Annotated in this window: 13 protein-coding genes; 4 read left to right on the top strand and 9 right to left on the bottom strand. The window is 61.9% G+C overall.

Annotated features, from left to right (window positions below):
* Positions 1-31: 31 nt before the first annotated feature.
* Positions 32-652 carry a DUF5666 domain-containing protein gene (locus M5B44_RS00500; RefSeq protein ID WP_248737936.1) on the top strand — a complete coding sequence of 207 codons (621 nt, stop codon included), beginning with the start codon at positions 32-34 and terminating at the stop codon, positions 650-652.
* Positions 653-707: 55 nt separating this feature from the next.
* Here the strand turns inward: M5B44_RS00500 and M5B44_RS00495 are convergent, their stop codons facing one another.
* The 8 genes from M5B44_RS00495 to gcl form a co-directional block, all read right to left on the bottom strand.
* Positions 708-1,706 (bottom strand): sulfate ABC transporter substrate-binding protein, encoded by a 999-nt coding sequence (locus tag M5B44_RS00495; RefSeq protein WP_085710515.1) that lies wholly within the window; start codon positions 1,704-1,706, stop codon positions 708-710.
* A 104-nt stretch (positions 1,707-1,810) separates the two neighbouring features.
* The gene (locus M5B44_RS00490) at positions 1,811-2,635 is read right to left on the bottom strand and encodes an ion transporter (RefSeq protein ID WP_248737935.1); all 825 of its coding nucleotides are present in this window, start codon (positions 2,633-2,635) and stop codon (positions 1,811-1,813) included.
* A gap of 21 nt (positions 2,636-2,656) precedes the next feature.
* Complete coding sequence (locus M5B44_RS00485; RefSeq protein ID WP_248737934.1) at positions 2,657-3,571, bottom strand: urea transporter; 915 nt, start codon at positions 3,569-3,571, stop codon at positions 2,657-2,659.
* 145 nt (positions 3,572-3,716) lie between these two features.
* Positions 3,717-5,132, bottom strand: a complete 1,416-nt coding sequence (gene pyk / locus M5B44_RS00480) for a pyruvate kinase (RefSeq protein WP_085710519.1) — start codon at positions 5,130-5,132, stop codon at positions 3,717-3,719.
* Positions 5,129-6,403, bottom strand: coding sequence for a glycerate kinase (locus tag M5B44_RS00475; protein WP_114881924.1), 1,275 nt, complete (start codon positions 6,401-6,403; stop codon positions 5,129-5,131). Before M5B44_RS00475 ends, pyk begins: the two co-directional genes overlap by 4 nt.
* An 88-nt stretch (positions 6,404-6,491) precedes the next feature.
* Positions 6,492-7,385 carry a 2-hydroxy-3-oxopropionate reductase gene (locus M5B44_RS00470; RefSeq protein WP_047292610.1) on the bottom strand — a complete coding sequence of 298 codons (894 nt, stop codon included), beginning with the start codon at positions 7,383-7,385 and terminating at the stop codon, positions 6,492-6,494.
* 43 nt (positions 7,386-7,428) lie between these two features.
* Positions 7,429-8,211, bottom strand: coding sequence for a hydroxypyruvate isomerase (hyi, locus tag M5B44_RS00465; RefSeq protein WP_248737933.1), 783 nt, complete (start codon positions 8,209-8,211; stop codon positions 7,429-7,431).
* Positions 8,212-8,318: 107 nt separating this feature from the next.
* The gene (gene gcl, locus M5B44_RS00460; protein WP_134825910.1) at positions 8,319-10,094 is read right to left on the bottom strand and encodes a glyoxylate carboligase; all 1,776 of its coding nucleotides are present in this window, start codon (positions 10,092-10,094) and stop codon (positions 8,319-8,321) included.
* A gap of 268 nt (positions 10,095-10,362) precedes the next feature.
* On the opposite strand from gcl, the gene M5B44_RS00455 reads away from it, so the two are divergent.
* On the top strand, positions 10,363-10,803 hold the full coding sequence (locus M5B44_RS00455) for a GlcG/HbpS family heme-binding protein (protein WP_248737932.1): 441 nt from the start codon (positions 10,363-10,365) through the stop codon (positions 10,801-10,803).
* Between the two features lie 95 nt (positions 10,804-10,898).
* Positions 10,899-11,969: an alpha/beta hydrolase-fold protein gene (locus M5B44_RS00450; RefSeq protein WP_248737931.1), complete on the top strand. Its 1,071-nt coding sequence runs from the start codon at positions 10,899-10,901 to the stop codon at positions 11,967-11,969.
* Between the two features lie 79 nt (positions 11,970-12,048).
* Here the strand turns inward: M5B44_RS00450 and M5B44_RS00445 are convergent, their stop codons facing one another.
* Complete coding sequence (locus M5B44_RS00445) at positions 12,049-12,654, bottom strand: TetR/AcrR family transcriptional regulator (RefSeq protein WP_085710525.1); 606 nt, start codon at positions 12,652-12,654, stop codon at positions 12,049-12,051.
* A 193-nt stretch (positions 12,655-12,847) separates the two neighbouring features.
* Between M5B44_RS00445 and M5B44_RS00440 the strand changes: the two genes are divergently transcribed.
* Positions 12,848-13,975 (top strand): efflux RND transporter periplasmic adaptor subunit, encoded by a 1,128-nt coding sequence (locus tag M5B44_RS00440; RefSeq protein WP_248737930.1) that lies wholly within the window; start codon positions 12,848-12,850, stop codon positions 13,973-13,975.
* Positions 13,976-13,982 lie beyond the last annotated feature (7 nt).

Genomic DNA, 13,982 nt, shown 5'->3' with positions numbered 1-13,982 from the left:
ATTTCCATGTGCACTCAACGGGAGGATTGCGATGTTTCGTCAGCTGCTTCGCCACACCACGACTCTTTTGATGGTCGGCGTACTGAGTGCCGGTAGCGTCTACGCCGGCGAAGCCCCGGGCATGCGCATCGGTGTGCGTGGCGAAATCACCGGGGTTAGCTCCGACTCCCTCAAGGTGCACGTCAACACGGGTGAAAATGTGGTGGTCCAGTTGACCCCGGACACCAAGGTCCGCGCCGTCACCCTGGCCAACATCGAAGACATCAAGCCCGGCAGTTACATCGGTTCGGCAGCCATTCCCCAGGAGGATGGCACGCTCAAGGCGCTGGAGGTTCACGTCTTCCCGCCGGAGCTGGCCGGCAGCGGCGATGGCCACCGGCCGTTCGACCTGGCCAAGGGCAGCAGCATGACCAATGGCAGCGTCGGCGATCTGGTGGTGAGCAACGGCCGGGTGCTGACCGTCAACTACAAGGGCGGCCAGCAGAAGATCCTGGTGCCGGAGGACGTGCCGATCGTCAATCTGACGCCGGGGGATCGCAGCCTGCTCAAGGTCGGGGTGAAGATCGTCACCTTCGTAACCCAGAGCGCGGACGGTACATTGACCGCGCAATCGATTTCGGCCGGCAAGGATGGCGTCAAGCCGCCCATGTAGCCGACCACAAAAAAGGCGACCTCTGCAGGTCGCCTTTTTCATGTCAGCTCACGCCTTACTGGCCGTTGTAGATCTGGTCGAAGATCCCGCCGTCGTTGAAGTGGGTCTTCTGCACGGTGCGCCAGTCACCGAAGGTTTTCTCGACCGACAGGAAGTCGACTTTCGGGAAGCGGTCGGTGTACTTGGCCAGGACCGCCGGGTCACGCGGACGCAGGTAGTTGGCGGCAGCGATTTCCTGACCTTCCGGCGACCACAGGTACTTCAGGTATTCCTCGGCGGCGGCGCGGGAGCCTTTCTTCTCGACGACTTTGTCGACTACCGACACCGGTGGCTCGGCTTCGGCGGAGACGCTTGGGTAGATGACTTCGAACTGGTCGCGGCCGAATTCGCGGGCGATCATTTCGGCTTCGTTCTCGAAGGTCACCAGCACGTCGCCGATCTGGTTGGTCATGAACGTGGTGGTGGCGGCACGGCCACCGGTGTCCAGCACTGGCGCTTGCTTGAACAATTTGCCGACGAAGTCTTTGGCCTTGTTCTCGTCACCGCCGTTTTTCAGCACGTAGCCCCAGGCCGACAGGTAGGTGTAGCGGCCGTTACCCGAGGTTTTCGGGTTCGGCACGATTACTTGCACGCCGTCCTTGAGCAGGTCCGGCCAGTCTTTCAGGGCTTTCGGGTTGCCTTTGCGCACGATGAACACGGTCGCGGAGGTGAACGGTGCGCTGTTGTTCGGCAGACGAGTGACCCAGTTTTCCGGGACCAGTTTGCCGTTGTCGGCCAGGGCGTTGATGTCGGTCGCCATGTTCATGGTGATGACATCGGCCGGCAAACCGTCGATTACGGAGCGGGCTTGCTTGCTCGAACCGCCGAAAGACATCTGCACCGTGATGTTTTCGTTGTGTTCGGCCTGCCAGTGTTTCTGGAACGCAGTGTTGTAGTCCTTGTAGAAATCGCGCATCACGTCGTAGGAAACGTTAAGCAGGGTCGGTGCGGCCTGAGCCACGCTGCCGAAGGCAAGACCAGCGGCGAGAAGTGAGGCGCCAAAGAGTTTTTTCACTGCGCATTCCTTGTTCTGTGGGGGTGTTTTTACAAAGGTGAGGCCATTTGCCAGCGACTATAGCGGGGCGCGCATAGTCGCTTAAAGATTAAAAAGAACTTTGCTTATTCCATTTTCTTGAACAGCGCATTGCCGCAACGGGAGCAGAACGACGCGTCCTGTTCGTGGCTGTCTTTCTTGCACACCGGGCAATCGTGCTGCAGCTGACCGCCGCGCATCGCCGTGGCCAGTTCAGCGGTGAAAATCCCCGTGGGCACGGCGATGATTGAATAACCGGTGATCATCACCAGCGACGAAATCACCTGGCCCAGCACGGTCCTCGGCACGATGTCGCCATAACCCACGGTGGTCAGGGTCACAATAGCCCAATAGATGCCTTTGGGAATGCTGGTAAAGCCATGCTCCGGGCCTTCCACCACATACATCAGGGTGCCGAACACGGTGACCAGGGTGCAGACGCTGAGCAGGAACACGAGGATTTTCTGCTTGCTGCCGCGCAGGGCGTCGAGCAGGTAATGCGCCTGTTTCAGGTAGGGGCCGAGCTTGAGCACACGGAAGATCCGCAGCATCCGGATCACCCGGATGATCAGCAGGTACTGGGCATCGCTGTAATACAGCGCGAGGATCCCGGGCACGATCGCCAGCAAATCCACCAGCCCGTAGAAACTGAAGGCGTAGCGCAGCGGCTTGGGCGAGCAGTACAGGCGCAGCAGGTACTCGCCGAGAAAGATGACGGTGAAGCCCCACTCGATGTACGCCAGCACATCGGCATAGTTCTGGTGGACGTCATCGATGCTGTCGAGGATCACCGTCACCAGACTGGCGAGGATGATCAGCAGCAGGGTCTTGTCGAAACGACGTCCTGCTACTGTGTCCGTCTGAAAGATGATCACGTACAGGCGATCACGCCACGTGTTGTTGCCGTTCATGCGAATCGCCCTGGCCATAAATCAGCGCAGCCTAGGTTGATTCTCCCCGTCAGCGCAAGGCGCCGCGTTCAACTCGGGTTGGCGCATCAGGCGGATGCCGGTGCGCAGCAGCCAGCAGGCGAGAATGAACGGTGCGGTGAGCGTCGCCAGGCCCAGGGCACTGAACAGCGGTGTCACCAGCAGCGCCAGGCCGATGCCGAACAGTGGCAGCCACGGTTGCTGGCGCTGGGTGCTGAAGGCGAGGGCGGCGAGCACCGCGTTGTAGCCACCCAGGCCGAGCAGCGCGACCTGGCTGTCGTGATGCAACAGGCTGGAGCCCAGACCGATCGCCGAGGCCGCCATTGCCCAGGCAAATGCCCGGCGATCGGCGATCAGCAGACCGGCAGCGATCAATGCACCGGCCAGCGGATGGTCGAGGAACATCACCTGGCCCAGCCCTTTCAGGGCGGCACCAAGCAGGTTCAGCGTGTTCAATTCAAGCGCCGGAGCCGGCGCCGAAGGCTCGGCGAAACACAGGAACACCCAGCTCAGCAACACGAACGGCGCAGTGTAGGCCGGCAGGTATTCGGTGAGGCGTGCGCGTTTGAGCCACTGTTGCGTGATCATCGCGCTCAGACCACCGGCCGCCAGAATCAGCGGTGGCAGCATCGGCGACCAGGGGAAATACAGGCTCAACAACAGGCCGACCAGCACGCCGTTGTAGCTGAACAGTCCGGCCTGGCGATCAGCCTTGGCGTAGTTGCGTCGTTGCGCGGTGAGCAACCCGGCGACCGCGCCGAGCAGCGCGCCGGCAAACAGCACCGGTGCGGTGAATAAAATGGCCAAAAGGCACAGCAGGCCACACAACGGGTGGCGCTGGAGGAAGATCTGACTGAAGCCGTTGAGCAAGGCTTCGGCCCAGTCGGGGCAGTGGGTGTTGAAATGGTTGGCAGGCATGTCTGGACAATCTGGGCAGTAGGACAATCAAAAGGTCTTGCTTGAAGCTGTGGCGAGGGAGCTCATGCCCGGTGAATGCGGTGTCTCTTGTGGAAACCGTCATGCCGAGCGACGGGAGCACGCTCCCTCGCCACACAGGTATTGCTTAAATCAATGTTTCGATCCGCAGCGAATTAGTCGACCCCGGCTGCCCAAACGGCACACCCGCGGTGATCAGCAACGTATCGCCACGCTCGGCCATTCCTTGAGCCTGAGCGATTTCCAGCGCGGTCGAGCACACTTCATCCACCTGACGCAGCCGATCATTGACCACCGAGTGAATGCCCCACGCCACGCTCAAGCGGCGAGCGGTCTGCAGGTTCGGCGTCAGGTTGAGGATCGGCGCTTTCGGCCGCTCCCGCGCCGCACGCAGACTCGATGCACCGGACTCGCTGTAGTTGACCAGCACCGCCACCGGCAGCACGTTGCTGATGCGGCGGATCGCACAGCTGATCGCATCGGACACGGTCGCTTCGGCTTTCGGCCGGCTGACGTCGAGTTGGGTCTGGTAGTCCGGACCGTTCTCCACCTGGCGGATGATCTTGCTCATCATCTGCACGGCTTCCAGCGGGTATTCGCCGGACGCGGTTTCCGCCGACAGCATCACCGCATCGGCGCCTTCGGCCACGGCGTTGGCCACGTCCGTGACTTCGGCGCGTGTCGGGGCAGGCGAGAAGCGCATCGACTCGAGCATCTGCGTCGCCACCACCACCGGTTTGCCGAGCTGACGGCAGGTGGTGATGATGTTTTTCTGGATCTGCGGCACGCTTTCGGCCGGCACTTCCACGCCCAGGTCGCCGCGGGCAACCATGATCGCGTCGCTCAGCTCGGCGATTTCGCGCAGTTGTTCGACAGCCGACGGCTTCTCGATTTTCGCCATCAGGAACGCCTTGTCGCCGATCAGCTCGCGGGCTTCGATGATGTCTTGCGGACGCTGCACGAACGACAGCGCGACCCAGTCCACACCCAGTTCCAGACCGAAGCTCAGGTCGCGGCGGTCCTTGGTGGTGAGCGGGCTCAGGTCGAGCACCGCTTGCGGAACGTTCACGCCTTTGCGATCCGACAATTCGCCACCGTTGAGCACGGTGGTGTCGATCGCATCGCTGTATTTGGTGACGACCCGCAGGCGCAGTTTGCCGTCGTCGAGCAGCAGGTCCATCCCGGCTTCCAGCGCCGCGATGATCTCCGGATGCGGCAGGTTCACCCGGCGTTCGTCGCCCGGTGTCGCGTCCAGATCGAGGCGGAAGGCCTGGCCGCGATGCAGTTGAACCTTGCCGTCAGCGAACTTGCCGACCCGCAGTTTCGGCCCTTGCAGGTCCATCAGGATGCCGAGCGGATAGTTGAGCTGGCGCTCGACTTCGCGGATCCACTGATAGCGCTTGGCGTGGTCGGCGTGATCGCCGTGGCTGAAGTTGAGGCGGAAGATATTGACCCCGGCCTCGACCAGCTCGCGGATGTCTTCGATGCCGTCGACGGCAGGCCCGAGGGTGGCGAGGATTTTGACCTTTTTGTCAGGCGTCATGATTTAGAGCTCTCGAGGATCAGGATGGCGCGGAAGTCGTTGACGTTGGTGCGGGTCGGCTCGGTGACGATCAGCGCATCGAGCGCCGCGAAGTAGCCGTAGCCGTTGTTGTTATCCAGCTCGTCGCTGGCGCTCAGGCCGAGGGCGGCGGCGCGGGCGTAGCTGTCCGGGGTCATGATCGCGCCGGCGTTGTCTTCCGAGCCGTCGATGCCGTCGGTGTCGCCGGCCAGCGCATAGACGCCGGGCTGGCCCTTGAGGCTGTCGGTGAGGCTGAGGAGAAATTCGGCGTTGCGTCCGCCACGGCCATTGCCGCGCACGGTCACCGTGGTTTCGCCGCCGGAGAGAATCACGCACGGTGCTGCCAGCGGCTGGCCGTGATGGATGATCTGGCGCGCAATGCCGGCGTGGACTTTCGCCACTTCCCGGGATTCGCCTTCCAGGTCGCCGAGGATCAGCGTGCTGAAACCGGCCTGACGGCATTTCACTGCCGCCGCATCCAGCGATTGCTGAGGGCGGGCGATCAGCTGGAAGTGACTGCGGGCCAGGCTCGGATCACCGGGTTTGACGGTTTCCGATTCCGGGCTTTGCAGCCAGGTGCGCACGGAGGCCGGGATCTCGATGCCGTAGCGCTTGATGATCGCCAGTGCTTCGGCGCTGGTGCTCGGGTCGGCCACGGTCGGGCCGGAGGCGATGACCGTGGCGAGGTCGCCCGGTACATCGGAAATCGCGTAGGTATAAACAGTTGCCGGCCAGCAGGCCTTGCCCAGGCGTCCGCCCTTGATCGCCGAGAGGTGCTTGCGCACGCAGTTCATCTCGCCGATGGTCGCGCCGGATTTGAGCAGGGCTTTGTTGATCGACTGTTTGTCGGCCAGGGTTATGCCTTCGGCCGGCAGCGCCAGCAGGGCAGAACCGCCGCCGGACAGCAGGAAGATCACGCGGTCGTCTTCGGTCAGATTGCTGACCAGTTCCAGCACGCGTTTGGCCACGGCCAGACCGGCAGCGTCCGGCACCGGGTGCGCGGCTTCGACCACTTCGATTTTTTCGCACGGGGCGCCGTGACCGTAGCGGGTCACCACAAGGCCCGAGACTTCACCTTCCCAGCAGCGCTCGACCACTTGCGCCATGGCAGCGGCAGCCTTGCCGGCGCCGATGACGATCACGCGACCTGTGCGATCGGCCGGCAAATGGGCTTCGAGGACCTGGTTCGGATGGGCCGCGTCGATGGCTGTGGCAAACAGCTCGCGCAGCAGTTGTTGCGGATCGACCGACATGGCGGGCTCCCGGAATTCTTGTTATTGGAAGGGCAACTCGGTCCAGTGTGGAAGCAGGGCTGCTTCCACACTGGGGGCGGGGCAGGGCTTACTTCTTGTCGCGAATCGAGAAGTTGGCCATGTGTTCCAGGCCCTTGATCAGCGCCGAGTGGTCCCAGTTGCTGCCACCGATGGCCGCGCAGGTGCTGAACACTTGCTGGGCGTTGGCGGTGTTCGGCAGATTGATGTTCAGCTCCTTGGCGCCTTGCAGGGCCAGGTTCAGGTCCTTCTGGTGCAGGCTGATGCGGAAGCCCGGATCGAAGGTGCCCTTGATCATGCGCTCGCCGTGTACTTCGAGGATCTTTGAGGAAGCGAAACCACCCATCAGCGCTTCACGCACCTTGGCCGGATCGGCACCGTTTTTCGAAGCGAACAGCAGGGCTTCGGCGACGGCCTGAATGTTCAGGGCAACGATGATCTGGTTCGCCACCTTGGCGGTCTGACCGTCGCCATTGCCGCCGACCAGGGTGATGTTCTTGCCCATGGCCTGGAACAGCGGCAGTGCGCGTTCGAAGGCATCGGCATCGCCACCGACCATGATGCTCAGTGTCGCGGCCTTGGCGCCGACTTCGCCACCGGACACCGGAGCGTCGAGGTATTGCGCGCCTTTTTCGTTGATCTTCGCGGCGAAAGCCTTGGTGGCGGTCGGCGAGATCGAGCTCATGTCGATCACGACTTTGCCTTTGCCGATGCCGGCAGCAACGCCGTCGGCGCGGAACAGGACGTCGTCGACCTGCGGGGTATCCGGCACCATGACGATGATGAATTCAGCTTCCTGGGCCACTTCGCGCGGGTTGGCCAGGGCCACGGCGCCAGCGGCGACCAGATCGGCAGGAGCGGCGTCGTGGTGTGCCGACAGGAACAGGCTGTGACCGGCTTTCTGCAGGTTCGAAGCCATTGGGTGGCCCATGATGCCGGTGCCGATAAATCCGATTTTAGCCATGAGAAATTCCTCTTGTTTTTGTCTTGCTCAAGCAAATAGGGGGTCAGATCGCGTTGTGGGATTTCAGCCAGCCGAGGCCCGCTTCAGTGGTGGTCAGCGGTTTGTACTCGCAGCCGACCCAGCCCTGATAACCGATGCGATCGAGGTGTTCGAACAGGAAGCGGTAGTTGATCTCGCCAGTGCCCGGCTCGTTGCGGCCCGGGTTGTCGGCCAACTGCACATGGTTGATCTCGCCCAGGTGCGATTGCAGGGTGCGGGCCAGATCGCCTTCCATGATTTGCATGTGATAGATGTCGTATTGCAGGAACAGGTTGGCGCTGCCGACCTGCTCGCGAATCGACAGGGCCTGCGCCGTGTTGTTCAGGTAGAAGCCCGGGATGTCGCGGGTGTTGATCGCTTCCATCACCAGTTTGATGCCGACGGCTTGCAGCTTCTCGGCGGCGTACTTGAGGTTGGCGACGAAGGTCTTTTCAACGGTGGCATCGTCCACGCCCTGCGGACGGATACCGGCCAGGCAGTTGACCTGGGTGTTGCCCAGCACCTGTGCGTAAGCGATGGCCAGATCGACACCGGCGCGGAACTCTTCGACCCGGTCCGGCAGGCTCGCGATACCGCGCTCGCCCTTGGCCCAGTCACCGGCCGGCAGGTTGAACAGCACTTGGGTCAGACCGTTGGCGTCGAGTTTGGCCTTGATTTCGGCGGAGCTGAAATCGTACGGGAACAGGTACTCGACACCGCTGAAGCCCGCCTTGGCGGCGGCGTCGAAACGGGCAAGGAAATCCTGTTCGGTGAACAGCATGGACAGGTTGGCTGCGAAACGCGGCATGGTGGTCTCCTAAAACAAAATGTCTGACACAACGCAATCAGTCCCCTCTCCTGGGGGAGAGGGACATGTAGCCACCCTCTCCCAAAGGGAGAGGGAGCAGGTTACGTTCAGTCGAGCAGCGAAATCGCGGTAGGCGCATCGTTGCCGACCAGCGCCAGGTCTTCGAATTCGTTGACGGCGTTGATCTCGGTACCCATGGAGATGTTGGTCACACGCTCCAGAATGATCTCGACGATCACCGGCACCTTGAACTCTTCGATCAGCTCTTCGGCCTTGCGCAGGGCAGGGGCGATGTCAGCCGGTTCGAACACACGCAGCGCCTTGCAGCCCAGGCCTTCGGCGACTGCGACGTGGTCGACACCGTAACCGTTGAGTTCCGGCGCGTTCAGGTTATCGAAGGACAGCTGCACGCAGTAGTCCATTTCGAACCCGCGCTGTGCCTGACGGATCAGACCCAGGTATGAGTTGTTCACCACGACGTGGATGTACGGCAGATTGAACTGGGCGCCGACCGCCAGTTCCTCGATCATGAACTGGAAGTCATAGTCCCCCGACAGGGCCACGACTTTACGGTTCGGATCGGCCTTCACCACGCCCAGCGCTGCCGGAATGGTCCAGCCCAACGGGCCGGCCTGGCCGCAGTTGATCCAGTGACGCGGCTTGTAGACGTGCAGGAACTGCGCGCCGGCAATCTGCGACAGACCGATGGTGCTGACGTAGCAGGTGTCCTTGCCGAACACCTGGTTCATTTCTTCGTACACGCGCTGCGGCTTGACCGGCACGTTGTCGAAGTGGGTCTTGCGTTGCAGGCTGGACTTGCGCTGCTGGCAGTCCTGCAGCCATGCACTGCGGTTTTTCAGTTTGCCGGCGGCTTGCCATTCACGGGCGACTTCGATGAATACGGTCAGCGCGGCGGCGGCGTCGGAAACGATGCCCAGGTCCGGGGTGAACACGCGGCCGATCTGGGTGCCTTCGATGTCGACGTGAATGAACTTGCGACCTTCGGTGTACACGTCGACCGAACCGGTGTGACGGTTAGCCCAACGGTTACCGATGCCCAGCACCACGTCGGATTTCAGCATCGTGGCGTTGCCGTAGCGGTGCGAAGTCTGCAGACCGACCATGCCGACCATCAGCGGGTGATCGTCCGGAATGGTGCCCCAGCCCATCAGGGTCGGGATCACCGGAATGCCGGTCAGCTCGGCGAATTCCACCAGCAGATCGCTGGCGTCGGCGTTGATGATGCCACCACCGGCGACCAGCAATGGACGTTCAGCCTGATCGAGCAGCGCCAGAGCCTTTTCAACCTGCACGCGAGTGGCGCTCGGCTTGGCCAGCGGCAGCGGCTGGTAGGCGTCGATGTCGAATTCGATTTCGGCCATTTGAACGTCGAACGGCAGGTCGATCAGCACCGGGCCCGGACGGCCGGAGCGCATTTCGTAGAAGGCTTTCTGGAACGCGTAAGGCACCTGGCCCGGCTCCAGAACGGTGGTTGCCCACTTGGTCACTGGCTTGACGATGCTGGTGATGTCGACGGCCTGGAAGTCTTCCTTGTGCATACGGGCACGTGGCGCCTGGCCGGTGATGCAGAGGATCGGGATCGAGTCCGCGGAGGCGCTGTACAGACCGGTGACCATGTCGGTGCCGGCCGGGCCGGAAGTGCCGATGCACACGCCGATGTTGCCGGCCTTGGTGCGGGTGTAGCCCTCGGCCATGTGCGAGGCGCCTTCAACGTGGCGAGCGAGGACGTGATCGATGCCACCGACTTTCTTCAGGGCGGAATACAGCGGGTTGATCGCAGCACCCGGAATGCCAAAAGCGGTATCAACCCCTTCACGGCGCATCACCAGAACGGCGGCTTCGATTGCTCTCATTTTGCTCATGGTTTTGTGCCTCTTTACGTTTTGTAATTGTATACAAGTGGCTTTGCGCAGAGTGTATTCACGGCGGACGGCGCAGGTCAATCCATTTTCTCAAGCGGCTGTTTCATTCGTCGGAAGCCTGTTCTGCTGTGGCTTTTCGTCGCATTGAGCGCTTTTCGATAATTATTGTATACAAAAAAATAATTCATTGTGTTCTATTTGTTGCGTCGGGCTGCGGCAGAAAAGCGCAGCCCAACGGCTTTCCCAATAACAAAATGAGGACGGCACCATGAGCGCTTTAACCTTGAAAGTCGCAGTCAACCTGGTCAACGAAGCCATCAACGCCGGGCGGGCTATTTCCGCTGCGCCGCTGACCATTGCGGTACTGGATACCGGCGGCCACCTGGTCACCTTGCAACGCGAAGACGGCGCCAGCCTGCTGCGCCCGAACATCGCCATCGGCAAAGCCTGGGGCGCCATCGCCCTGGGCAAGGGCTCACGCCTGCTGGCGCTGGACGCACAACAACGCCCGGCGTTCATCGCCGCGCTCAACAGCATGGGGCAGGGCAGCGTCGTGCCGGCACCGGGCGGCGTGTTGATCCGTGATCAGGCGGGCAACGTGCTGGGAGCGATCGGCATCAGCGGCGATCTGTCGGATGTCGATGAGCAGGTCGCGATCAAGGCTGTGGAGGCTTTGGACCTGCGGGCGGATGCGGGGGGGGCGGCCTGACGGGAACTGAATCACCCCGGTTGGGTTTGGGGTGATGACGAATCGGGGTGGCGTCGATAGACTGCCGCCCCGTTTTTGTATCAAGGAAGATCAGCGTGAAGACGCTACTTGGCTTTTCTCTGGCCACGGCCATGACCCTCATCACTCCCATTCTGCACGCCGCCGAACCGCTGGACGCCGAAGACATCGCGTTCCAGGCGCTGAGCCCGGTGGTCACCGCATTGATCAATGCCGACGATGTTCCGGAGTTGATGGCGCGAGCCGAGAAGCTCGAAGACACCGACACCTTGCAGGCCATTGCGGTTTATCTGGCGGCCACTCGTGAAGATCCCGAACAGATGCTCGCGCCTTATCAGGTCGCTGCGCTGTTTGCCCGCCGTGGCGACGACAAACTGGCCCTGCGCTTCCTGCAAGAGGCTGATGATCGTGGTATGTGGTTCGGCCCATTGCTGGCCGGCGACGAAGATTTTTCCGATCTGCGCGAGACAGCCACCTACAAAACCGTATTGGCCAACGCGCAGCAGCGCTACAAGACCATCGCTCCCGGCAAGGTTGGCGCCATTTCAGTGCTCAATCCGTCGGCGGATATTCCCGCGCCCAAGGCGTGCCGTCCGGTGGTGGTCTGGCTGCACGGCTACGGCATCAATGGTGAGCTCGACGAAAGCTACCAACCACTCGCTGATACCGGGGCCATTATTCTTGGCATCAACGGTACAGAGATGATCAATGCGGTCGACAGCTTCCGCTGGATCGGCCCGGGCTTCGAAGGCACCCATCAAGCGGTGCAGAACGGCTTGAAGCAATTGGCGGCGCAGCAATGCATCGATCGCAAGCACGTCTACCTGATGGGCTTCTCTCAAGGTTCACAACACGCGGGCGCCTTGCTGGCGCAACATCCGGATGACTACGCGGGTGCTCTGTTGCTGTCACCTGGCGGCCGGCAGCCGACACCGACGGTGAGCAAGGCGCATGGCAAAAGAGTGTTTGTGATCAACGGCAAGATGGAGGGCGCGGGCAATCAGCAGATGGCCACTGACTTCCGCAAGCTGTTCAGTGACGGCAACGAAGTCAAATCCCGTACCCATGAAGGCGGGCATTCCTTCCCGGACGACTGGAGCACCTCCTTGCCGCAAGCGCTGCGCTGGTTGATGGGTAGCGACGCCTGAAACAAAAAAAAAGCAGGTCGGGCCACGTCTTCAGGACGCTTTGGCCAGGCCTGCGTTTTTTTGCGTGTGTGTAGCGCTGTCAGTCCGGCTCGCAGCCCTTGAGCACCAACCGGATGATGGTTTGTGCCGCGGACTCATAATCGGCTTCGTCGAGCTTTTCCTTGCCGGTCACGGCGGAGATCTGCCAGTCGAAGTCGGCGTAGGTCTGGGTCGCGGCCCAGATGCTGAACATCAGGTGGTTGGGGTCGATCGGGGCGATCTGGCCGCGGTCGATCCAGCTCTGGATGCAGTCGATGTTGTGCTTGGCCTGGCTGTTGAGTTGCTCGACCAGGTCGGCGCTCAGGTGCGGGGCGCCGTGCATGATTTCGCTGGCGAACACCTTGGAGGCGAAGGGCAGGTCACGGGAGATGCGGATCTTCGAGCGGATGTAGCCGCTCAGCACTTCGCTCGGTACGCCGTCCGGGTTGAACGGGGTCGAGGCCTGCAGGATCGGCACGATGATGCTTTCCAGAACCTCGCGGTAGAGGTTTTCCTTGGACTTGAAGTAGTAGTAGACGTTGGGCTTGGGCAATCCCGCCTTGGCGGCGATGTCGCTGGTTTTGGTCGCAGCGAAGCCCTTGTCGGCAAACTCTTCACTGGCGGCACGCAGGATCAGTTCTTTGTTGCGCTCGCGGATTGTGCTCATAAACCCGGTGGTTCCTTGCCTGTTCTGGCGGTTGCGCATGGTAGCACCGGCCTCGCGCGCCGCTCAACAATGCCCGTCGGTGGCGCTCGTCGCGTCAGTCTGTCGCCTGCCTGAACAAATTCGCCATGCCCCGCGATGGCTGTCGGGACGCTGCTAGAGTCAAGGCAGACGCGGGGGCAAGAGGCGGGCGGTCATGGCGAAACGCAGGCGCGGCAAAGTCCTGTTGATCATCGGCATTGTGCTGTTGCTGGGGCTTGCCCTGTGGTTCTACCTGAGCGCCGGTCAGCATCGGGTCAAACCCCCGCCGGCCGCCGAGCCGGTCGCAACGGTCGCCGTCAAGCTTCAAGATGTGCCTGTCTACATTGATGCCTTGGGCACGGTGACCCCGACCCGCAGCGTGACCGTGGTGACCCAGGTCAACGGCATTCTCAGCTCGGTCGAGTTCAAGGAAGGCCAGCACGTCGCCAAAGGCCAGGTCATCGCCCGCATCGACGACCGCGCACTGAAGGCGCAACTGGCGGTGGCCAAAGGCACGCTGATGCATGATCAGGCGCTGCTCGCCAACTCCGTGCGCGATCTGGCGCGTTATCGCGAACTGATCAAGGTCGGCTCCACCACTCAGCAAACCCTCGATACCCAGGCCTCGCTGGTGCAGCAACTGCAAGGCACGGTCGCTTCGGATCAGGGCAGCGTGCAAAACCTCGAAGTCCAGTTGAGCTACTGCACGATCACTTCACCGGTGGATGGCGTGATCGGTTTGCGCCAGGTCGATCCCGGCAACTATGTGACCACCACCAGCACCACCGGGATTGCCGTGATCACCCAGATGACCCCGGCCACCGTGGTGTTCGCCGTGCCCGAGGACGATCTGGGGGCGATCAATCAGGCGATGGCCAAAGGCGTAGTCACGGTGCTGGCCTACGACCGCAACAAACACAACCTGCTGGCCACCGGCAATCTGCTGGCGCTGGATAACCAGGTCGATACCAGCACCGGCACGATCAAGGTCAAGGCGCAGTTCGACGATTCGGCCAAGGCGCTGTTTCCCAATCAGTTCGTCAACGCCCGGCTCAAGGCTGACACTCTGAGTCAGAACCCCGTGGTGCCGACCCGGGCGATCCAGCACGGCAGCAAGGGCGATTTCGTCTTCGTCGTGGTCGATCCCGGCAACAAGGTCAGCCTGCGTAACATCAAGACCGGGCCGGCGACTGGCGATGTTTCGGCGGTACTCGACAACGGGGTGAAGGAGGGCGAGCAGGTCGTCACCGAGGGCGCCGACAAACTCGACGATGGCTCGGCGGTGAAAGTCGTCGCGCCGTAGGAGGCGT

The sequence above is a fragment of the Pseudomonas sp. MWU12-2029 genome (genome assembly GCF_023242425.1).
Lineage (GTDB): Bacteria > Pseudomonadota > Gammaproteobacteria > Pseudomonadales > Pseudomonadaceae > Aquipseudomonas > Aquipseudomonas kribbensis.
This window is presented reverse-complemented; position numbering and strand designations above follow the sequence as displayed.

Coding starts and splice junctions, on each gene's coding strand:
- M5B44_RS00500 (WP_248737936.1), top strand. CDS start 32: ATGTTTCGTCAGCTGCTTCGCCACACCACGACTCTTTTGATGGTCGGC.
- hyi (WP_248737933.1), bottom strand. CDS start 8,211: ATGCCGCGTTTCGCAGCCAACCTGTCCATGCTGTTCACCGAACAGGAT.
- M5B44_RS00475 (WP_114881924.1), bottom strand. CDS start 6,403: ATGTCGGTCGATCCGCAACAACTGCTGCGCGAGCTGTTTGCCACAGCC.
- M5B44_RS00490 (WP_248737935.1), bottom strand. CDS start 2,635: ATGAACGGCAACAACACGTGGCGTGATCGCCTGTACGTGATCATCTTT.
- M5B44_RS00455 (WP_248737932.1), top strand. CDS start 10,363: ATGAGCGCTTTAACCTTGAAAGTCGCAGTCAACCTGGTCAACGAAGCC.
- M5B44_RS00440 (WP_248737930.1), top strand. CDS start 12,848: ATGGCGAAACGCAGGCGCGGCAAAGTCCTGTTGATCATCGGCATTGTG.
- pyk (WP_085710519.1), bottom strand. CDS start 5,132: ATGACGCCTGACAAAAAGGTCAAAATCCTCGCCACCCTCGGGCCTGCC.
- M5B44_RS00485 (WP_248737934.1), bottom strand. CDS start 3,571: ATGCCTGCCAACCATTTCAACACCCACTGCCCCGACTGGGCCGAAGCC.
- M5B44_RS00470 (WP_047292610.1), bottom strand. CDS start 7,385: ATGGCTAAAATCGGATTTATCGGCACCGGCATCATGGGCCACCCAATG.
- gcl (WP_134825910.1), bottom strand. CDS start 10,094: ATGAGCAAAATGAGAGCAATCGAAGCCGCCGTTCTGGTGATGCGCCGT.
- M5B44_RS00445 (WP_085710525.1), bottom strand. CDS start 12,654: ATGAGCACAATCCGCGAGCGCAACAAAGAACTGATCCTGCGTGCCGCC.